The organism is Nonomuraea sp. NPDC049714 (genome assembly GCF_044465295.1).
Classification (GTDB): domain Bacteria; phylum Actinomycetota; class Actinomycetes; order Streptosporangiales; family Streptosporangiaceae; genus Nonomuraea.
Genome location: NZ_JBITLM010000017.1, coordinates 132,471 through 150,859, shown reverse-complemented (window position 1 = coordinate 150,859; position 18,389 = coordinate 132,471). Strand labels below are relative to the sequence as shown.

Below are 18,389 nucleotides of genomic sequence, written 5' to 3'. Positions count from 1 at the left end.
CAGCGGCGACCGTGCCGCGTCGGCTCGGCTTCCCTTACGCCACAGGCTGTACGCCGGCCGCGAGGCCGAGCCGCACCAAGCCCGGGGCCGGGCCGTACCCTGGCCGCCCGCGGGACCGGGCCGGGCTGGGGGGAGGCCGCCGCACGGGCGGCCCCTTCGCCCGCTCTCGGGTCCGGTCGGATCAGGCCTGGACGCGATCGATGGTGACCGACTGCAGGACGACGTCCTCCACCGGGCGGTTGTTGCGACCGGTGCGGATCTTGGAGATCGCGTCGATCACCTCCTGCCCCTCGAGCACCTCACCGAAGATGGTGTGCTTCCCGTTGAGGTGCGGCGTGGGCACGCTGGTGATGAAGAACTGCGAGCCGTTGGTGCCCTTGCCGAACCGGATCCCGGCGTTGGCCATGGCCAGCAGGTACGGGCGGTCGAAGTAGAGGCCCGGGTAGATCTCGTCGTCGAACTCGTAGCCCGGACCGCCGACGCCCTGACCGAGCGGGTCGCCGCCCTGGATCATGAAGTCCGGGATCACCCGGTGGAAGATCGTGCCGTCGTAGTAGCGGTCGGTGCTCTTCTCACCGGTCTCCGGGTGGGTCCACTCGCGGCTGCCCTCGGCGAGCTCGACGAAGTTTCGCACCGTCTTGGGCGCCTTGTTGGGAAAAAGTTCGACCTTGATGTTGCCATGATTGGTCTGCAGATTTGCGATCAGCTTCTCAGCCACGAGACAGCTGCCTTCCTCTATGTACGGAATTGGTCTGTACGGTTTTGACGCCTATGGCCGTTAGGCCGCTCAAGCCATCCTCCCACGGGTCGTCATGATTGAGCCGCCTTCTACCGGGAAGGTCAGGCGCGGGGCCCCAACGACAGGGGAGGTAGACGTGTCCCTGACACTAAGAAGACACCGCGTGGCCATAGAGGTACCCACCACGTGGACGGGCCGGATGAAGGCCCAGGCCGTGCGAACCGGCCGACGGATGGCGCCGATGGCGGATCAGGCAAAGCTGGTCGCCAACCGGCGTATGGAAGACGCCCGTTACTGGGCAGCACCAAGGCTAGAGAACGCCGCGCACCGGGTCGAGGACCAACTCGCCCCGAAGGTCAGCTACGTGCTGACCGCGGCAGCGGACAAGGTGAATCCGGCCAGGCCGAGGTCCCGGCGCTGGCCCATGTTCACCCTGATGACCGGTCTTGCGCTGGGAGCGGTGGGCTACATGTTCTACCGCCGCAATGCCCAGCAGTGGACCGAGCACATGAAGGAGTCCGCGTCCGACGCCTCACGCTGGGCCGGCGAGAAGTCCGACAGGACGATGGAGACGACGGACCAGGCCGGTGCGACGACGATGTCCAGCGCGGCGGATGAGGCTTCGCGAAAGATGTCATGATCCGCAGTGAGAGCGCGCTCCCACCAACCGGGGGCGCGCTTTCTCGCGCTCACCTCCGCCGTACGGTCCGTGGAGGCAGGAGTGCCGATAGCGGTGAGCTTTGTCACTGCTTACGACTTATAGGGTCATTGTCATGCTTTACGGCAGGGGCGCGGAGACTGCCGCGATCGACGACCTGATCGGTGCGGCGGCGGCTGGTTCGGGACGTGCGCTGGTGTTGCGTGGCGAGGCGGGGGTCGGCAAGTCGTCGCTGCTCGACCTGGCGGCGTCGCGGGTGGAGGACCTGGCCACGCCGGACGCGGGCGGGCCGTCGGTGGTGGTGTTGCGGGCTCAGGGGGTCGAGGGAGAGGCCGACCTGGCGTTCGCGGCGCTGCATCAGCTGCTGCGGCCGGTGACCGGGCTGCTCGGCATGCTGCCGGGGCCGCAACGCGACGCCGTGTCGGGGGCGCTCGGGCTGTCCGCACCGAGCGAGGACCGGTTCCTCGTTTCGGCGGGCGTGTTCTCGCTGCTCGCCGAGGCTGCGGCCGGTGGTGGGGTGCGTGGGGCGGGTGGGGTGCTCTGCCTCGTCGATGACTTCCAGTGGTTCGATCGGGCCTCGGCCGACGCGGTGCTGTTCGCGGCCAGGCGGCTTCGGACGGAGAAGGTGTCGATGCTGCTGGCCGTACGAGGTGACGGCCACTGCGCAGGGGTGCCGGAGCTGCGCGTCGGCGGGCTCGACCCGGAGAGCGCGGTCAGCCTGCTGAACGCCAAGGCGGTGGTGGCGCCCGGGGTACGGGCTCAGCTCGTGTCGCTGACCGGTGGGAACCCGCTGGTCCTCGGCGAGACCGTGGCGTTGCTGAGCGCCGACCAGCTCACCGGTCACGCGCCGCTGCCCGACCCGTTGCCCGGTGGCGAGCAGCTCTTCGGCGAGCAGATCGCCCGCCTGTCCAGGGCCGCCCGTGACGTCATGCTCATCGCCTCCCTGGAGAGCGATCTCGCCCTGGCCCTGCGCGCCGCCGCTCACCTCGCCACCGACGGCCCGCCCGCGCCCGGCGCGACCACCGACGGTCTGCCCGCGTCCGGCGCGACCAAGGCCTCCACCCGCGACGCCGCCAGGTCGAGCAGCGACGACCGGCCGCCCACGGAGGCCATCGGCGATCCTGCGGAGCTCCGCGATCGGCCGTCTTCACCGGCGGAGAGCGCGCTGGCAGGGCTGCACGAGGCGGAGAGCGCCGGGCTGGTGAGCGTTTCTGGGGAGAGCGTACGGTTCCGGCATCCGCTCGTCAGGTCGGCGGTGCACGCCTCGGTCAGCTCGGTGGAGCTACGGCGGGCGCACGCGGCGCTGGCCGGCCTGGTGGAGGGTGACAGGCGCGCCTGGCACCTGGCGGCCGCCACCGTGGGGCAGGACGAGACAGTGGCCGCCGCCCTGGCCGCGTCGGCGGCGCGGGCGCGGGCCAGGGGTGGGTACGGCGACGCGGCCAACGCCCTGGCCAGGGCGGCCGAGCTCTCCCCGGCCCCGCTGACCCGCGCCCGGCGCTACAAGGACGCGGCCGCTGCCGCCTGGCTCGGTGGCCGCCCAGGCCAAGCCCAGACCTACCTCGCGGAGGCCCGCGACCTCGCGCATATCACCCGCGCAGCCGAGCCCGCCACCGCCCCCGGCGCACCCCCGGCCGCAAGTCGCGCCGTACCTCCGGCCGCGAATCCCGCCGTACCCCAAGCCGCAAGTCGCGCCGTAACCCTCGCCGCCGCTTCGGGCGGAGCCTCGGTCACGGGCCCGACGACGAGCGCGGGAGCGGGTGTGGGCGTGGGTGTGGGCGTCGGTGCGGGGTGGGAGGGGCTGGTTGAGGAGATCGGGCAGTTGCGGGGGCGGTTCGAGCTCAATTCCGGCGACGCCGCCGAGGCGCTGCGGATGCTGGCGGCCGGGCGTGGGATGGGGATGCTGGCCGACGCGTGCGAGGCCGCGAACTGTGTGGGCGATGTGGGCGCCATCGTGGAGATCGGGCGCCGGGCACGTGGGTTCCCGCGGGGGTTCGTGCGGGACGTGGTGGTCGGGATCGGGGCGATGCTGGAGGACGGTAGCGGTGGGGAACTGCTGCGGGGGGCGTTGGAGCACACGCATGAGCTGAAGGAGGCGGCCGAGTTCCTGTGGGCGTCCGCGGCGGCCTCGTACCTGGGTGAGGCCGACGCCGCCGCCGAGCTGGTCGGGCAGGCGGGGCGGGTGGCCAGGGTGTCGGGGATGGCGGGACAGCTTCCGGTGGTGCTGGAGTACCTTTCCACGGCCGAGCGGCTGAAGGGGCGGCTGGCCGAGAGCGCCGCGATCGCCGAGGAGGGGCTGGCGCTGGCCCGTGAGGCGGGCTACCGGAACTCGGAGGCGGCGCACCTGGCCAACCTGGCGGTGGTGGCGGCGCTGCGCGGCGAGGAGGAGGCCTGCCGGCTGTACGGCGAGCAGGCGCTGGCCATCGCCGTGCCGCATCGGGTCGGGTTGCGGGCGGGGGTGGCGGCGTACGCGCTGGCCATGCTGGATCTGGGGCTGGGCAGGTTCGCCGCGGCGCATGACCGTTTCGTGGCCATCACGCGGGCCGGGCCGGGGGCGGGGCATCCGACCGTGGTGTGGCGGACCACCCCTGACCGGGTGGAGGCGGCAGTGGCGGCGGGTGAGATCGAGGCGGCGCGGGCGGCGCTGGAGGGCCTGGAGCGGTGGGCGGCCGAGGCCAGGACCGCCGAGTCACGGGCGCTGCGGCTGCGCTGCCGGGGGCTGCTGGACGGCGACGCGGAGGACTTCGAGGAGGCGCTGCGGCTGCATCGGGAGCCGTTCGAGGGGGCGCGCACGGCCATGCTCTACGGGGAGCGGCTGCGCCGTGCGCAGTTGCCGGGGAAGGCGAGGGGGCACTTGCGGGCGGCGCTGGAGACGTTCCAGAGGGTGGGCGCGGAGCCGTGGGCGCGGCGCGCGCTCGCCGAGCTGCGGGCGGCGGGTGAGGCGGCCGAGAGGCCGGCGAGCGACGTGTGGGCCGCGCTCACGCCGCAGGAGCTGCGCATCGCGCGGCTGGTGGCGGAGGGGGCGTCGAGCAAGGAGGTGGCGGTCCGGCTGTTCCTCAGCCCGCGCACGGTCGAGTACCACCTGTACAAGATCTATCCCAAGCTCGGCATCACCAGCCGTACCGAACTCGCCCGGCTTCTGTAGTGGCCAGTAGTTCTACGGAAGGCACCGGGGGCGGCCGCGGGCAGGCTGTGGGCATGCAAACGAAACTGATCGACATCGACGGCGTGGAGCTCTACACCGAGGAGTTCGGCGACCCCGCCCACCCGCCGGTCCTCCTGGTGGCCGGCTCGATGTCCCAGGGCATCATGTGGCCGGACGAGCTCGTCGGGCGGCTGGTCGCGGGCGGTCGCCGGGTGATCCGCTACGACCACCGCGACACCGGCAGGTCGGGCACCGTGGACTTCGACGCGAACCCGTACAGCTGGCTGGATCTCAAGGACGACGTGCTGCGCGTGATGGACGCGTACGGGCTGACGGGCGTGCATCTGGTCGGTCATTCGGCGGGCGGGCTGATCAGCCAGATCGTGGCCGTGGAGCGGCCGGCGCGGGTTCTGACGCTCACCCTGGTCGGCGCGTCGCCGGTGGGGATGGGCGAGGGTGAGGTGATCATGCGGGCGCTGATGGGCGAGCCGCAGCCGGAGGGGAGCCTGCCGCCGCCCACGCCGGAGTTCGTGGCCTGCTTCACCGAGCTGATCACGGGCACGCCGCCGACGACCAGGGGTGAGGAGATCGACCGGATGATCGCCGAGGCCCAGGCGCTGAACGGCACCGCGCTGCCGTTCGACGAGGACGCCGAGCGGCGGCTGGCCGAGCGCGTGCACGAGCGGGCCAGGGACCTCTCCGCGCTGGTGAACCACCGCCGGGCCGGGGCGGAGAACCCGGGCTTCGAGCCGGTAGGGGTCCTCGGCCAGGTGAAGGCGCCGACGCTGGTCATCGAGGGCACGCACGAGCCGGCCAAGCCGGGGCACGGCGCGATCATCGCCGAGCGGATCCCGGGGGCGCGGCTGCTGATGGTCCAGGACATGGGCCACCTGATCGCGCCGCAGGTGGTGGCGGAGCTGGCCGAGGCGCTGCTCGCGCACACGGCACGTCAGCCGCTGGACAGCGACACGGCGCGTTAGCCGCTGATCAGCGACAGGGCGGCGAGCGCCTCCACGACCTGATGGGCGTCGGGGGTGCTCGCCGGGTCGAGGAACCACTGGATCATCAGGCCGTCGGAGATCGCGATCAGCACGGAGACCAGCACCTCAGGCGCGACGGGCAGCTGGACGCCGAACTCGGCGGCGGCCCGGTGGAGCATGCCCACGCCCGCCTGACGGCTCTTGGCGTAGGCGGCGGCCAGCTTCTCCCGCAGCACGCTCTCGCGCAGGGCGGCGGGATAGCCCTCCATGCAGACGACGAGCTGAGGACGCATCTCCTCGAACACGTCCACGAGCGCGGTCAGGGCGCGTACGAGCAGCTCGCGGGGGGTGCTGACGCCGCCGCTGTCGAAGATGGTCCGCTCGGCCCGCTCGGTCCACGCCTCGAAGCAGTCGGCGATGGCCTCGTGGAGCAGGGCGTCCTTGCCGCCGAAGTGGTAGCCGATGGAGGCCAGGTTGGTCCCCGACGCGGCGACCAGGTCGCGCGCCGTGGTGCGGGCGTAACCCTTCTCCTCCAGGCAGACCACCGCTCCTGCCAGGAGTCTCTCGCGGGCCTCTTTTCGTGACACAGGATCCATGCTACAGATGTATACAAGCGTCTATGACGTACGTACATATATTGGAGGTCACGAAATGCTGCCACCCGGTCCCCGACTCCCCGCCCTGGCGCAGATGGCGTGGTTCACCAGAGACCCGGCAGGACTGTTCGAGAGCTGCCATCGCAGGTACGGCCCGGTCTTCACGATGCGTTACCCCGGCTTCCCGCCAGAGGTGTACGTCGCCACGGCGGAGTTGGCCGAGCAGGTCTACCGGACGGACTCCGGCGGCGGGCGGGCCGGCGAGGCCCGGCGCGACTTCCTCGAACCCCTGGTGGGCGCCCACTCGGTGCTGACGCTGGACGGCGACGCATGGGCGGAGCATCGCAAGTCGCTCACCCCGCCCCTGCGCGCCAGGCAGGTCGCCGGCTACCACGACGAGATCGCGGCCATCGCCGCCGAGAAGATCGCCACTTGGCCGCTCGGCGAGCCGTTCACGCTGCGCGACCGCATGCAGGAGATCACGCTGGAGATCATCATCCGGCTCGTGTTCGGCATCCGCGACGCCGGGCGCATCGACCGGCTGCGGACGCTGCTCCCCCCGCTGATCGACGGCGGCGGGGCCATGTCCGTGGCGATGCTGCCGCCCAGGATGCGCGGGCCGATGGCCCGTGTGCCGTTCTCGCCGTACGCGCGCTTCCTCAAGCTGCGCGCCGCCGTCGACGCGCTCCTGTTCGAGGAGATCTCCCGCCGCCGGAAGGAGCCCGAAGGCACCGACGTGCTGAGCAGACTGCTGCTGACCGGGCTCGGCGACCAGGAGGTGCGCGACGAGCTGATCACGCTGCTGATCGCCGGGCACGAGACCACGGCGACCGGCCTGGCCTGGGCCTTCGAGCGGCTGCTGCGCCTGCCGCAGGTGCTGCGACGGCTGCCGGACGACGAGGCCTACCTCGACGCGGTGGTCAAGGAGGTGCTACGCGTCCGGCCCGTCGTCTACGAGGCGCCCCGGCTGCTCGACGCGCCGCTGCGGCTGGGTGAGTACGAGATCCCGGCCGGATGGTACGCCGGACCGTCGATCCCGCTCGTGCACCACGACGCGGCGGCCTTCCCGTCGCCGGAGGAGTTCCGGCCGGAACGCTTCCTCGACGGGCCGCAGAGCAGAGCCTGGATGCCGTTCGGCGGCGGCCGTCGCTTCTGCGTCGGCGCGCAGCTGGCGCTGCTGGAGATGCGGGTCATCATCCGCGAAGTGCTGCACCGCCTGGAGCTCACGGCACCGGATCCGGCGCCCGAGGCCAGGCGGCTCGCGAACGTCACCTTCGCTCCCGCACGACTCACGCGCGTTATTGCGCGCGCTCACTATCCTGCTCGGACGCCGTAGCCGAGCGCATCTCATCTCGATCGTCGTCGGCGCCCAACTCCTTGCGGAGCCGGTCATAGTCGATGTTGTGGTTGGTGTACTTCAGCTGGCGAGCGACCTTCGTCTGCTTCGCCTTGGCTCTTCCTCGGCCCATGGCTACTCCCTAGTCCCCGCTGTCATGCTATCTAACAACGTTACGACTTGAAGAATTATGCAACTGCGCTGGATTAGTCTGGCACTATGCACGTGGAGGTCAACCAGGCCAAGGCCGACTTCTTCCGAACTCTCGGCCACCCCGCTCGCATCCGAGTGTTGGAGCTACTCCAGGAAGGGCCACTGCCCGTCAGGGAGCTCCTGGCCCAGATCGACATCGAGGCATCGAGCCTCTCCCAGCAGCTCGCGGTCCTGCGCAGGGCAGGCATCGTGACCGCCATCCGTGACGGCAGCACCGTGGTCTACACCCTGGCCACCCCAGAGCTCGCCGACCTGCTCGGCACCGCCCGCCGCATCCTGACCGACATGCTCGCCGACCAGGGCCAGCTGCTCGCCGAGCTTCGGGCGGAGGTCACCTAGGCCGCGCAGAGGGGCCATCGGTTAGGCTCTGGCCCATGGTCTCCGAGCTCTTCGATGTCAAGGCGTGGCAGGTCGTCGACGGTTTCGACTTCGCCGACATCACCTACCACCGGGCGGTCGACCAGGGCACCGTGCGGATCGCGTTCAACCGCCCGGAGGTGCGCAACGCCTTCCGGCCGCAGACCGTGGACGAGCTCTACCGCGCCCTCGACCACGCCCGCCAGACCACCGACGTCGGCTGTGTCCTGCTGACCGGCAACGGCCCGTCGCCCAAGGACGGCGGCTGGGCGTTCTGCTCCGGCGGCGACCAGCGCATCAGGGGCAAGGACGGTTATCAGTACGCCGACGGCACGGCCTCGACCGGCCGCCTGCACATTCTCGAGGTGCAGCGGCTGATCAGGTTCATGCCCAAAATCGTCATCGCCGTGGTGCCCGGCTGGGCCGCGGGCGGCGGCCACAGCTTGCATGTTGTGGCGGATCTCACACTCGCCAGCGCCGAGCACGCCCGGTTCAAGCAGACCGACGCCGACGTGGCGAGCTTCGACGGCGGCTTCGGCTCCGCCTACCTGGCCCGCCAGGTGGGGCAGAAGTTCGCCCGCGAGATCTTCTTCCTCGGCGACACCTACTCCGCCGCGGACGCCCACCGGATGGGCATGGTCAACGCGGTCGTGCCGCACGAGGAGCTGGAAACGGTGGCCCTGGAATGGGGCCGCAAGATCAACGGCAAGTCCCCGACGGCCCAGCGGATGCTGAAGTTCGCCTTCAACATGGTCGACGACGGGCTGGTGGGGCAGCAGGTGTTCGCCGGCGAGGCGACCCGCCTGGCCTACATGACGGACGAGGCCGCCGAAGGCCGCGACTCCTTCCTGGACAAGCGCGAGCCCGACTGGTCACCGTACCCCTGGCACTACTAGCCGGGCGCCCAGGCACGCAGGACCTGATCCGTATCATCCTGCTGACCGTCGCGGCGATCAAGCACCCGGCGCCCTATCGCGTAGACCTGTATTCGGGTTGTCCAGCTATCTTCGCCGCCAGTTCCTCGCAATCCTGGCTGAGAAGCACGTACAGGTAGCCCTGTTGGTACTGCTCCGCAGATGGGTGCTGCTTGCGCGATGCGGCGACTCCCCACGTGGGCAGAACGTCTATCTGCCATGCCCTGCCGAACCTGGCTTCGAGGTCTTCCGGGGTCGTGACCCGTCCGTCACGTAGCCAGGAAGTAGCGGCAGGACCCTGGCCGACTCGTGCGAGGGGATGATGTACCGCCTGTCCGGTGCCAGGCCGCCGCGTCCGTCAACCTGTGCCACATCCACGAGGTACGCACCGGATCGCGGAGCTATCCGCACGGTGGCAACACGCCATCCTTGAGGAGCGAAGATCAGCAACTCGGGCGGGTAGCGATGTTGCGTGCTTTCTGGAGGTGCGGGCCAGGTTGATGGCTTAAGAGTGAGCTTGAGATATTCGACGATGTAGGTACGTATTCCGCGCTGGATAAGCAGATTACGCAGTTTCGCGAGAGTTTTGTCGTGCTTGGCCGCGATGACGTCGCTGATCGGCTCCCGGGTGGGGTCCGTATGGGACTCTTCGGTCATTTTCTCCCATAGTTCGTGAGCCATCGAGTATCACCGACCTTGTCTGTATCCGAAAATGCGGCCTCCGCCGCAACAAGAACTCGGGAATATCCGTCTCTTGATCCGGACAGGATGATGAGGACCTGTCCGGATGGTCTGCCAGTTTCCCCGAGAAGCATTCCCAGAGTGCTCCCTCCCAGCTACTTGGTATCTACCAAGCGACTGTCCGTATCCAGACAACCGCTGTACGCCTTGTCTGTGCGGTATTCGGGAAAGCTGTTCGGAGCAATTGGAGGAGCGCGGCATGTCGGCGGATGAACAGGCTCCATCCCCGAACGAGGGCAACCCGTACGGTGCGGCATTGAGGGAAGCCCGGATGGCGGCCGGCCTATCCCAGGCGGCCATGGGGTCGTTGATCCCGTGCAGCGAAAGCTTGATCGGCCTGATTGAGCGAGGTAAGCGAAAGCCGACCAGAAATTTCACCCTCTCGGCGGAAACTGTCCTGAATCTGGGCGGGGAACTGCTTCGTCTGCTGTCAAGCGCCACGGTTGTGTCGACTCCGAAGTGGTTCAGAGAGTGGCCCAAAGTGGAGGAGAACGCTCACACGATCCGTACATGGCAACCCCTGGTCATTCCGGGGCTTCTACAGACGCCGGCCTACGCACGAGCGATTCTCGGTGCTGAGCCAGGAGTCACCCACGCCTGGATCGAGGAGACCGTCGCTACACGACTTCATCGGCAGAGGGTGTTCGAGCGCGAGGAGCCGCCCATGTACTGGGCGCTGCTGGACGAGTGCGCCCTGATCCGCCCCATCGGAGGCACCGACGTGATGCGGGAGCAGCTTGAGCATCTGCTCACGATGATGGCCACCCCCTTCGTCTCGATACAGATCGTCCCTCTCAGCGTGGGCGCCACGCCGGGTCTACTCGGCGGCTTCGCCCTGGCCAAGGGCGCCGGCATGCCGGACCACATCTCCCTTGAAGACGCCGCACAGGGCTCTGTATCGGATCGCGAGGAGACGGTACGAAAGGTTAATCTCAGATACGACGCGATCCATAAATGGGCCCATCCCATACACGTGAGCGAGCGACTAGTACGTGAGGTGGCGGCAAGGTATGAGAATCACTGATGAGCTGCGCGTCGAGCTGGATGCCGCAGAATGGACGAAATCCACACTTTCCGGCTCCAGCGGAGGCGACTGTCTCTATGTGGCCAAGCTGAGTGGCGATCGATACGCCATCAGGGACTCCGAGCAGCCGAACGTTGAGCCGCTGCTCTTGCGTGGGGGCGTCTTCCGCGCCTTCGTGGGCGGTGCGAAACTCGGCGAGTTCGACATCTGACCACTCAAGACAAGAGGTCCTCATCACTACAGGGGCCTCCGCCCTTCCCTCCTTCACCACAAAGAGTGTCCGTACGGTTACAGACGGCTCTGGTTTCCTTCCCAATCCCTTGATGGCTCCGTAGCGTCAAGGGAGAAAGGCTCCCCAGCGGAAGGAACACCTCGATGGCCATGACGCCAATTCAGACAGTGCGGCCGTGGGGCTTGAGTCGTATGGCCCCGCCTTGCTCAGTCGCCCCCCCTGGAATACGCCACGATCACGTTCGATCCCGAAACGCAGCTCACCCACTTCCATGACGCCGGTGGTGCGATCGTGGACATGCAGCGCGGAACGGTAACCACGTCGCAGGGTGGCAGTGACGGCTCGGCCAACTCGCCCAAGGTCGCGGACGACAGCAACGACTGATGGCGCCAACGCCGACCGCTGTGTTGGTTGTCACGTCATTGATTGACGAGACGGCCAACATGGTCATAAGAGTCCTGATCGAGCGCGAAGTGCGAGTGGTACGCGTCGATCCCGCCGACATCGGTACTGCGCTGACATTCAGTGCCCATATCGGTAACGGTCGTGACTCGTGGGGTGGCAGACTTCTCACGCCAAGCCGTGACGTCTCCCTGGAGGAGATCGGGGCCACCTACTACCGGCGCCCCAGCCCTTGGCGTAGTGACGCCGCTGACGAACAGGTACGGCAGTTCGTGATCACCGAGGCTCGCCATGGGCTCAGAGGGCTGCTGAGGACCCTGCCGAACTGCCGTTACGTCAACCATCCCGCCGCCACCGAAGGAGCGGACTTCAAGGTCGCGCAGTTGCAGGTGGCTGTGCGAGCAGGGATGAAGATTCCTGAGACGCTGGTCACCAACGATCTCGACGCCGCCCGGAAATTCGCTCTTGAACACGAACACATCATCTACAAGTCGTTCCGAGGGGTTCCGCCGGGCGCGGGCTGCCAGGTGGGCGCCATATGGACGCAGCGGATCAGTGCAGATGATCTGAACGGGTCATTGTCGGTAACCGCTCACCTGTTTCAGAAGGAGATTCAGAAGACCGCTGACGCGAGAGTGACCGTGGTAGGCCGGAAGGTGTTCGCGAGCAGGATCACCGCTCCCGATGGCGCGCTTGATTGGAGACGCGGAGATTGGCGTGAACTGGTCCACGAGCCCATCGAAGTGCCACAAGCGATTAGGCAGGCTCTATACACCTACCTCGCACACTTCGGCCTGGAGTTCGGTTGTTTCGATTTCGCCATCGAAGAGAGCAGGGCGGGAGCAATCTGGACGTTCATCGAATGTAACCCGAATGGCCAATGGGGATGGCTGCCGGACTGCGACGCGATAGCGCATGCCTTCGCGGACGTACTGCTGGAAGGATGGTGGCCATGACGGACACAGCCGCTGGGCTCCACCTCGAACTGGCGAACACCATAGGTTCTGCCGACTGGCGCAAGGCGCTGGAAATAGTGCCCCGCGAACGGTTTCTGGGTGATGCCATATACCTGCCCCACAAAGGCCGAGACGACCTATGGGCCCCGATGCGCTGTGCCGACACGGGCGAAGGCGAATGGCTTGCCCTGGTCTACGCCAACGAGACCTGGGTGACGCAGGTGGGCGGCGTCATGGCTGAAGACGCCTCGGAGCTCGTGACAGGACGGCCGTCGTCGTCATCGACCTTGCCCGGCCTGGTTGTGCGGATGCTGGAGGCCGCCCGGATCGGCGAGGGTGACAAGGTTCTGGAGATCGGCACGGGCACGGGCTACTCGACGTCGCTGATGTGTCAGCGGCTCGGCAGCGACACGATCACTTCGATCGAGTACGACCCGGTGGTAGCCGTCCGGGCTCGTGACGCGATCCTCAAGGCGGGTTACACCCCGACGTTGGTGGTCGGAGACGGGCTGTACGGATACGCCGACAACGCTGAATACGATCGGCTCATCGCAACATGTTCCGTTCGCACGATCCCGCTCGCGTGGCCGCAGCAGGTCCGCGAAGGCGGCACCATCACAGCCCCGATGCGGGGATGGATGGGTGGGGTGGCGTTCGCGCATCTCACTGTGGCGGGCGACGGCACCGCGAGTGGCCGCTTTCTGAAAGACGATCTGTCCTTCATGACCGCCCGCTCTCACCTGCCTCCCCCGCTCCCGCCGTTGGTCAGAGGCGTTGGAGACGTACGCGAGACCAGAATCGATCCGTCGGCTCTGGACGACCAAGCGGCTCTGTGGGTCGCTCAGCTCGCCGTGCCACAGGCCCAATGCGTCTGGGGCGAGAACGACACGACCTTCCTGATCGATGTCGATGCCGGTTCACGCGCCGTGGTCGAGCCGCAGTCCACAGGCGGCTGGACAGCTCATCAGCATGGCCCGGTCAAGCTGTGGGACGCCGTCGAAGACGCCGTTCTGCTGTGGCGGGAAGCCGGTCAGCCGCACCAGTCCGCCTTCGGCCTGACCGTGACGCCCGAAAAGCAGCGGGTGTGGCTGGGCGACCCCGACGGACCGTCGTGGAACCTACCTGCCTGAAGCCAGGTGGGGCAGCGGGTGTGGCTGGGCGACCCCGACGGACCGTCGTGGAACCTACCTGCCTGAAGCCAGGTGGGGCAGCGGGTGTTCGCCGGTGAGGCGACCCGCCTGGCCTACAGCCGAAGGCCGCGACTCGTTCCTGGACAAGCGCGAGCCCGACTGGTCCCCGTACCCCTGGCACCACTAGAAGCCGGCCACCGGTAGACGCCATGTATGTAGATGCGATCTACGTAGATGGCATCTACATAGACGCTGCTGAAACTGCGTCGCGTGCGGTGGGTGGTCTGGCAGAGACTGGGGCGATGACGATCGTGGTGCCCCCGGCGTTGACAGCGAACCATGTGCGGCAGCAAGGGGAGGCGGGGCGGGCCTGGTCGGCGGGGTTGCCCGCGCTGGCGGAGCGTTATCTGGAGGAGTGGGAGCTGCGGCTCGACGGGGAGGCGCGGCACGGGGTCGTGTCGCTGGTGCTGCCGGTGGTGCGGGCCGACGGCACGCCTGCGGCGCTGAAGCTGCAGCCCGTCACGGACGAGAACGCGACCGAGGGGCCTGGACTGCGCGCCTGGGCCGGAGACGCGTCCGTGCTGCTGCTCGACGAGGATCCCGGCACCGGCGCCCTGCTGCTGGAACGGCTGGACGCCGGTCGGCCGCTGTCGGTGCTGCCTGACGACATGGAGGCGCTGGAGATCCTCACCGGGCTGCTCGGCCGGCTGGTGGCCGTGCCCGCGCCGCCCGAGATGCCGCGCCGGTTGGGGGAGATCGCCCAGGACATGCTGGACGACGTGCCGAAGGCGCTGGCCGCGCTGGGGGACGAGCGCGAGCGGCATTGGTTGCGGGTGTGCGCGGGCGCGGTCGGCGAGCTGGTGTCCGAGCCCGGCGACCGGCTCCTGCACTGGGACCTGCACTACGACAACGTGCTGGCCGGGGAACGGGAGCCGTGGCTGAGCATCGACCCCAAGCCGCTGGCCGGCGACCCGGGGTTCGACCTCATGCCCGCGCTGGACAACCGGTGGGACGACGTGGTCGCCACCGGGGACGTGCGGCGGGCGGTGCTGCGGCGCTTCGACCTCATGGTCGACCTGCTCGGCCTCGATCGGCAGCGGGCGGCCGGGTGGACCCTGGGCCGGGCGCTGCAGAACTCGCTGTGGAGCATCGAGGACGGCGAGCCGGGCCTCGACGAGATCCAGCTGGCGATCGCCGAGGCGATGACCCACCGCCAGTAGGCCGGGAACGGGCCTCTCAGCCGACCTGGAGGCGGGCCTCTCAGCCGATCCGGAGGACGATCTTGCCGCTGCCGTGGCGGGCCTCGATCTCCCTGTGCGCGTCCGCCGCGCTGTCCAGCTCGTACGTCCTGCGTACCGGGAACTTGAGCTTCCCGGTGGCGTACAGGTCCGCGTAGCGGCCCAGGCGCTCCGCCGTACGGACTCCCTGGGTGGTCCGTACGCCCAGGGCGGCGGCCTTGCCGTGCTCGACCAGCGTCAGGATCCGATCGGGGTCCTTGACCAGCTCCAGCGAGACCTCCAGCGCGTGCCCGCCCGCGCCGTCGAGCGCGGCGTGCACCCCGTCGGGCGCCAGGGCGCGCACCCGGTCGGCCAGGCCATCGCCGTACGCCACGGGGGTCGCGCCGAGGTCCCACAGGTAGTCGTGGTTCTCCTCGCGGGCGGTGCCGATCACGGTGGCGCCGCGCATCCTGGCGATCTGCACGGCGGCGGTGCCGACGGAGCCGGCGGCGGCGTGCACGAGCAGCGTGTCGCCCGGCCCCACGGCCAGCCCGTCGAGCGCGATCTCGGCCGTCTGCACGCCGGCGGTCAGCCCGCCCGCCACCTCCCAGGGCAGCCCGGCGGGCCTGGCGGTCACGTCCCCGGCATCCACCACGATGTACTCGGCGTAACTGTTCAGCACCGAGAAGCCGAGCACCTCCGCCCCGAGCGGCACCCCGGTCACGTCCTCGCCCACCTGGTCCACCACGCCGGCGAACTCGTTGCCGGGAATGCGCGGCAGGCCGCCGGTCAGGCCGGGCGGGGTCCAGCCGCCGCGCACAGCGGCGTCGAAGGGCTGTACGCCCGCCGTCCTGACCTGCACACGCACCTGGCCGGGTCCTGCCTGTGGGGCCGGCAGCTCCATCACCCGCAACACTTCGGGACCGCCGAAGGCGGCGAACGCCGCGGCCCGCATCATCTCTTCGCTCATGCGGCCCAGCCTGCTTCCTCAAGGGCGGTTGAGGTCAAGCCGTCTAACCATTCGGGAACTTTCTTCTTTAGCCGCCCTTTATCTAGATATAGTCCGACACGGACAGGCACCGGGGGACGGGGCACCGAGTATTGAGCGAGTTCCTGCACGTCGCGATGAGCTTTCCGACGGTCTTTTTCAGCTTTCCGCTGATCGTGGTCGTCGGATATTGGGCCGTGGTCATCACCGGCCTGTTCGGCCTTGACGGCCCCGACGCGCCGTGGCTCGGACTCGGCGGCGTGCCGGCCGGGGTCTCGCTCTCCCTGCTGATCGCGATGGCCTGGCTGCTGAGCCTGATCGGCAGCCGGTTCGTGCCGGGATCCCTGCTCCTCGCCGTACCGGCCGTCGCCCTCGCGGGCGGCTGGCTGGGCACCCGTGCGCTGCTCAGCCCGCTGCGGCGGCTGCTCGCCAAGGAGCGCCTTCCCTCGCGCGGGGACTTCGTCGGCCGGATGTGCGTGATCCGCACCGGGCAGGCGACACACGACTTCGGCCAGGCCGAGGTCACCGCCGCCGACGGCTCCTCCGCCGTCGTCCAGGTGAGGACGACCGGCCAGGATCACCTCGCGCGCGGCGACAACGCCTTGATCTTCGAATACGACGCAGACGGCGAGTTCTTCTGGGTCATGCCTTACGAAAGTGAGCTCTGATGGGTGTCATCTCCACCGGTTTCGCGATTTTCCTCGCTGTTGTCCTCGTCGTCGTCATCGGTCTCCTCGTCGTCATCAGCCGCCTGTTCAGAAAGGTCGAACAGGGAAAGGCGCTGATCATTTCGAAGGTCAACAAGGTGGACGTGACGTTCACCGGCGCCATCGTCCTCCCTGTGGTGCACCGGGCCGAGACCATGGACATCTCGGTGAAGACCATCGAGATCGAGCGGACCGGCCGCGAAGGGCTGATCTGCATGGACAACATCCGGGCCGACATCAAGATCACTTTCTTCGTCCGGGTCAACAAGACCGCCGAGGACGTCATCAAGGTCGCCCAGGCCATCGGGACCGTGCGGGCCAGCGACGAGTCGACGTTGCAGGAGCTGTTCAACGCCAAGTTCTCCGAGGCGCTCAAGACCGCCGGCAAGCAGCTCGACTTCGTGGACCTCTACACCAAGCGGGACGAGTTCCGTGACGAGATCATCCGGCTCATCGGCACCGACCTCAACGGCTACAGCCTGGAGGACGCGGCCATCGACTACCTGGAGCAGACCTCGCTGACGTCGCTCGACAAGAGCAACATCCTCGACGCCCAGGGCATCCGTAAGATCACCGAGCTGACGGCGATCGAGCACGTGCGCACGAACGAGTTCCAGCGCACCGAGGAGAAGGAGATCACCCGCCAGAACGTGGACGCCCGCGAGGCCATCCTGGAGCTGGAGCGGCGTCAGGCCGACGCCGAGGCCAAGCAGAAGCGCGAGATCCAGACCATGCGGGCCCGCGAGGAGGCGGAGATCGCCCGCGTGCAGGCCGAGGAGCGGCTGCGGGCGACGGCGGCCAACATCAAGACCGACGAGCAGCTCGGCGTACAGCAGGAGAACCGGGCCCGTGAGGTGGCCGTGGCGGAGAAGAACCGCGAGCGAGTGATCGCGATCGAGTCCGAGCGGATCGAGAAGGACCGCATGCTGGAGGTCATCGCCCGCGAGCGGGAGACCGAGCTGTCGCGCATCTCCAAGGACAAGGAGGTCGAGACCGAGAAGCGGTCGATCGCCGAGGTGGTGCGCGAGCGCATCGCGGTGGACAAGACGGTGGCCGAGCAGGAGGAGGCAATCAAGCGGCTGCGCGTGGTCGAGGAGGCCGAGCGCACCCGCCAGGCGGTGATCATCGCCGCCGAGGCCGAGGCGCAGGAGAATCTGGTCAAGGGCATCAAGGCGGCCGAGGCAGCCGAGGCCGCCTCGAAGTTCAAGGCCCGCGAGGAGCTGGTGCTCGCCGAGGCCAGGCAGCAGGCCGCCGAGCTGGACGCCAGGGCGAAGATCCGGCTGGCCGAGGGCGTGCAGGCGGAGACCGCCGCGGCCGGGCTGGCTGAGGCGCAGGTCAGGGAGCGGGGCGCGGAGGCGATCGAGAAGGTCGGCCACGCGGAGGCGATGGCGCTGGGCGAGAAGCTCAAGGCCGAGGCGGAAGGCGCGCGGGCGATGGCCCTCGTGCAGGGCGACCGGCTCAAGGCGGAGGCCGAGGGCGAGCAGGCGATGGCCCTGGCCGCCGCCGCCGCGATCGGCGAGAAGCTCAAGGCCGAGGCCGAGGGTCTGACGGAGAAGGCGGCCGCGATGGCGGCGCTGGACGACGCCAGCCGGGCGCACGAGGAGTACCGCCTGCGGCTGGAGACCGACAAGGAAGTGCGGATCAAGCAGATCGACGTGTCCCGCCAGGTGGCGGAGGCGCAGGCGAGCGTGCTGGCCGCCGGCCTGGCCAAGGCGAACATCGACATCGTCGGCGGCGACACGATGTTCTTCGACAAGGTGGTGGGCTCGATCACCGCGGGCAAGGTGGTCGACGGGTTCGTCGAGCACTCCGGCGTGGCCAAGTCCCTGACCGCGCCGTACCTGAACGGGTCCGCCAGTCTGATGCAGGACCTCGCCGGCGTGGTCAGCGGGGTCAGCACCGAGGACCTGAAGAACCTCACCGTGTCGGCACTGCTCATGCGGCTCATCCAGCAGGGCGGACCGGACTCCGGCCCGCTGGGCGAGTTGCTGGACACCGCCCGCCGCCTCGGCGTGGCGGACTCGTCGGTGACGGCGCTGGTCCCCGCGAAGGTCTGA

The 18,389-nt window shown here is 68.7% G+C and carries 18 protein-coding genes; 14 read left to right on the top strand and 4 right to left on the bottom strand.

Going from position 1 to position 18,389, the window contains the following annotated elements; all coding sequences use genetic code 11:
- Positions 1-181 precede the first annotated feature (181 nt).
- The gene (locus tag ACIBQX_RS44735; RefSeq protein WP_397015790.1) at positions 182-718 is read right to left on the bottom strand and encodes a peptidylprolyl isomerase; all 537 of its coding nucleotides are present in this window, start codon (positions 716-718) and stop codon (positions 182-184) included.
- Positions 719-938: 220 nt separating this feature from the next.
- Between ACIBQX_RS44735 and ACIBQX_RS44730 the strand changes: the two genes are divergently transcribed.
- The 3 genes from ACIBQX_RS44730 (at position 939) to ACIBQX_RS44720 (ending at position 5,519) form a co-directional block, all read left to right on the top strand.
- A complete protein-coding gene (locus ACIBQX_RS44730; RefSeq protein WP_397015788.1) occupies positions 939-1,379 on the top strand; it encodes a hypothetical protein in 441 nt (146 codons plus the stop codon).
- A gap of 133 nt (positions 1,380-1,512) precedes the next feature.
- A complete protein-coding gene (locus ACIBQX_RS44725; RefSeq protein WP_397015786.1) occupies positions 1,513-4,539 on the top strand; it encodes a LuxR C-terminal-related transcriptional regulator in 3,027 nt (1,008 codons plus the stop codon).
- A 53-nt stretch (positions 4,540-4,592) separates the two neighbouring features.
- Positions 4,593-5,519, top strand: coding sequence for an alpha/beta fold hydrolase (locus ACIBQX_RS44720; protein ID WP_397015784.1), 927 nt, complete (start codon positions 4,593-4,595; stop codon positions 5,517-5,519).
- Here the strand turns inward: ACIBQX_RS44720 and ACIBQX_RS44715 are convergent.
- On the bottom strand, positions 5,516-6,106 hold the full coding sequence (locus ACIBQX_RS44715; RefSeq protein ID WP_397015782.1) for a TetR/AcrR family transcriptional regulator: 591 nt from the start codon (positions 6,104-6,106) through the stop codon (positions 5,516-5,518). The two genes, ACIBQX_RS44720 and ACIBQX_RS44715, sit on opposite strands and share 4 nt — an antisense overlap.
- Before the next feature lie 64 nt (positions 6,107-6,170).
- On the opposite strand from ACIBQX_RS44715, the gene ACIBQX_RS44710 reads away from it, so the two are divergent.
- Positions 6,171-7,451 carry a cytochrome P450 gene (locus ACIBQX_RS44710; protein ID WP_397015780.1) on the top strand — a complete coding sequence of 427 codons (1,281 nt, stop codon included), beginning with the start codon at positions 6,171-6,173 and terminating at the stop codon, positions 7,449-7,451.
- Here ACIBQX_RS44710 and ACIBQX_RS44705 read toward each other — a convergent pair.
- Positions 7,414-7,584 carry a DUF3073 family protein gene (locus ACIBQX_RS44705; RefSeq protein ID WP_397015778.1) on the bottom strand — a complete coding sequence of 57 codons (171 nt, stop codon included), beginning with the start codon at positions 7,582-7,584 and terminating at the stop codon, positions 7,414-7,416. The two genes, ACIBQX_RS44710 and ACIBQX_RS44705, sit on opposite strands and share 38 nt — an antisense overlap.
- An 86-nt stretch (positions 7,585-7,670) precedes the next feature.
- Between ACIBQX_RS44705 and ACIBQX_RS44700 the strand changes: the two genes are divergently transcribed.
- The 8 genes from ACIBQX_RS44700 (at position 7,671) to ACIBQX_RS44665 (ending at position 14,640) form a co-directional block, all read left to right on the top strand.
- The gene (locus tag ACIBQX_RS44700) at positions 7,671-8,003 is read left to right on the top strand and encodes an ArsR/SmtB family transcription factor (RefSeq protein WP_397015776.1); all 333 of its coding nucleotides are present in this window, start codon (positions 7,671-7,673) and stop codon (positions 8,001-8,003) included.
- A gap of 35 nt (positions 8,004-8,038) precedes the next feature.
- The gene (locus ACIBQX_RS44695; RefSeq protein ID WP_397015774.1) at positions 8,039-8,917 is read left to right on the top strand and encodes a 1,4-dihydroxy-2-naphthoyl-CoA synthase; all 879 of its coding nucleotides are present in this window, start codon (positions 8,039-8,041) and stop codon (positions 8,915-8,917) included.
- 958 nt (positions 8,918-9,875) lie between these two features.
- A complete protein-coding gene (locus ACIBQX_RS44690) occupies positions 9,876-10,700 on the top strand; it encodes a Scr1 family TA system antitoxin-like transcriptional regulator (protein ID WP_397015772.1) in 825 nt (274 codons plus the stop codon).
- The gene (locus tag ACIBQX_RS44685; RefSeq protein WP_397015770.1) at positions 10,687-10,911 is read left to right on the top strand and encodes a DUF397 domain-containing protein; all 225 of its coding nucleotides are present in this window, start codon (positions 10,687-10,689) and stop codon (positions 10,909-10,911) included. Before ACIBQX_RS44690 ends, ACIBQX_RS44685 begins: the two co-directional genes overlap by 14 nt.
- A 240-nt stretch (positions 10,912-11,151) precedes the next feature.
- On the top strand, positions 11,152-11,316 hold the full coding sequence (locus tag ACIBQX_RS44680) for a putative ATP-grasp-modified RiPP (RefSeq protein ID WP_397015980.1): 165 nt from the start codon (positions 11,152-11,154) through the stop codon (positions 11,314-11,316).
- On the top strand, positions 11,316-12,290 hold the full coding sequence (tgmB, locus tag ACIBQX_RS44675) for an ATP-grasp ribosomal peptide maturase (protein ID WP_397015768.1): 975 nt from the start codon (positions 11,316-11,318) through the stop codon (positions 12,288-12,290). The genes ACIBQX_RS44680 and tgmB overlap by 1 nt, the downstream gene beginning before the upstream one ends.
- The gene (gene tgmC, locus ACIBQX_RS44670) at positions 12,287-13,420 is read left to right on the top strand and encodes an ATP-grasp peptide maturase system methyltransferase (RefSeq protein ID WP_397015766.1); all 1,134 of its coding nucleotides are present in this window, start codon (positions 12,287-12,289) and stop codon (positions 13,418-13,420) included. The genes tgmB and tgmC overlap by 4 nt, the downstream gene beginning before the upstream one ends.
- 302 nt (positions 13,421-13,722) lie before the next feature.
- Positions 13,723-14,640 (top strand): aminoglycoside phosphotransferase family protein, encoded by a 918-nt coding sequence (locus ACIBQX_RS44665; protein WP_397015764.1) that lies wholly within the window; start codon positions 13,723-13,725, stop codon positions 14,638-14,640.
- Between the two features lie 40 nt (positions 14,641-14,680).
- On the opposite strand, the gene ACIBQX_RS44660 is transcribed toward ACIBQX_RS44665, so the two are convergent.
- Complete coding sequence (locus tag ACIBQX_RS44660) at positions 14,681-15,607, bottom strand: NADP-dependent oxidoreductase (RefSeq protein ID WP_397015762.1); 927 nt, start codon at positions 15,605-15,607, stop codon at positions 14,681-14,683.
- Positions 15,608-15,738: 131 nt separating this feature from the next.
- On the opposite strand from ACIBQX_RS44660, the gene ACIBQX_RS44655 reads away from it, so the two are divergent.
- Both ACIBQX_RS44655 and ACIBQX_RS44650 read left to right on the top strand, forming a co-directional pair.
- On the top strand, positions 15,739-16,293 hold the full coding sequence (locus ACIBQX_RS44655) for a hypothetical protein (protein WP_397015760.1): 555 nt from the start codon (positions 15,739-15,741) through the stop codon (positions 16,291-16,293).
- Complete coding sequence (locus tag ACIBQX_RS44650; protein ID WP_397015758.1) at positions 16,293-18,389, top strand: flotillin family protein; 2,097 nt, start codon at positions 16,293-16,295, stop codon at positions 18,387-18,389. Before ACIBQX_RS44655 ends, ACIBQX_RS44650 begins: the two co-directional genes overlap by 1 nt.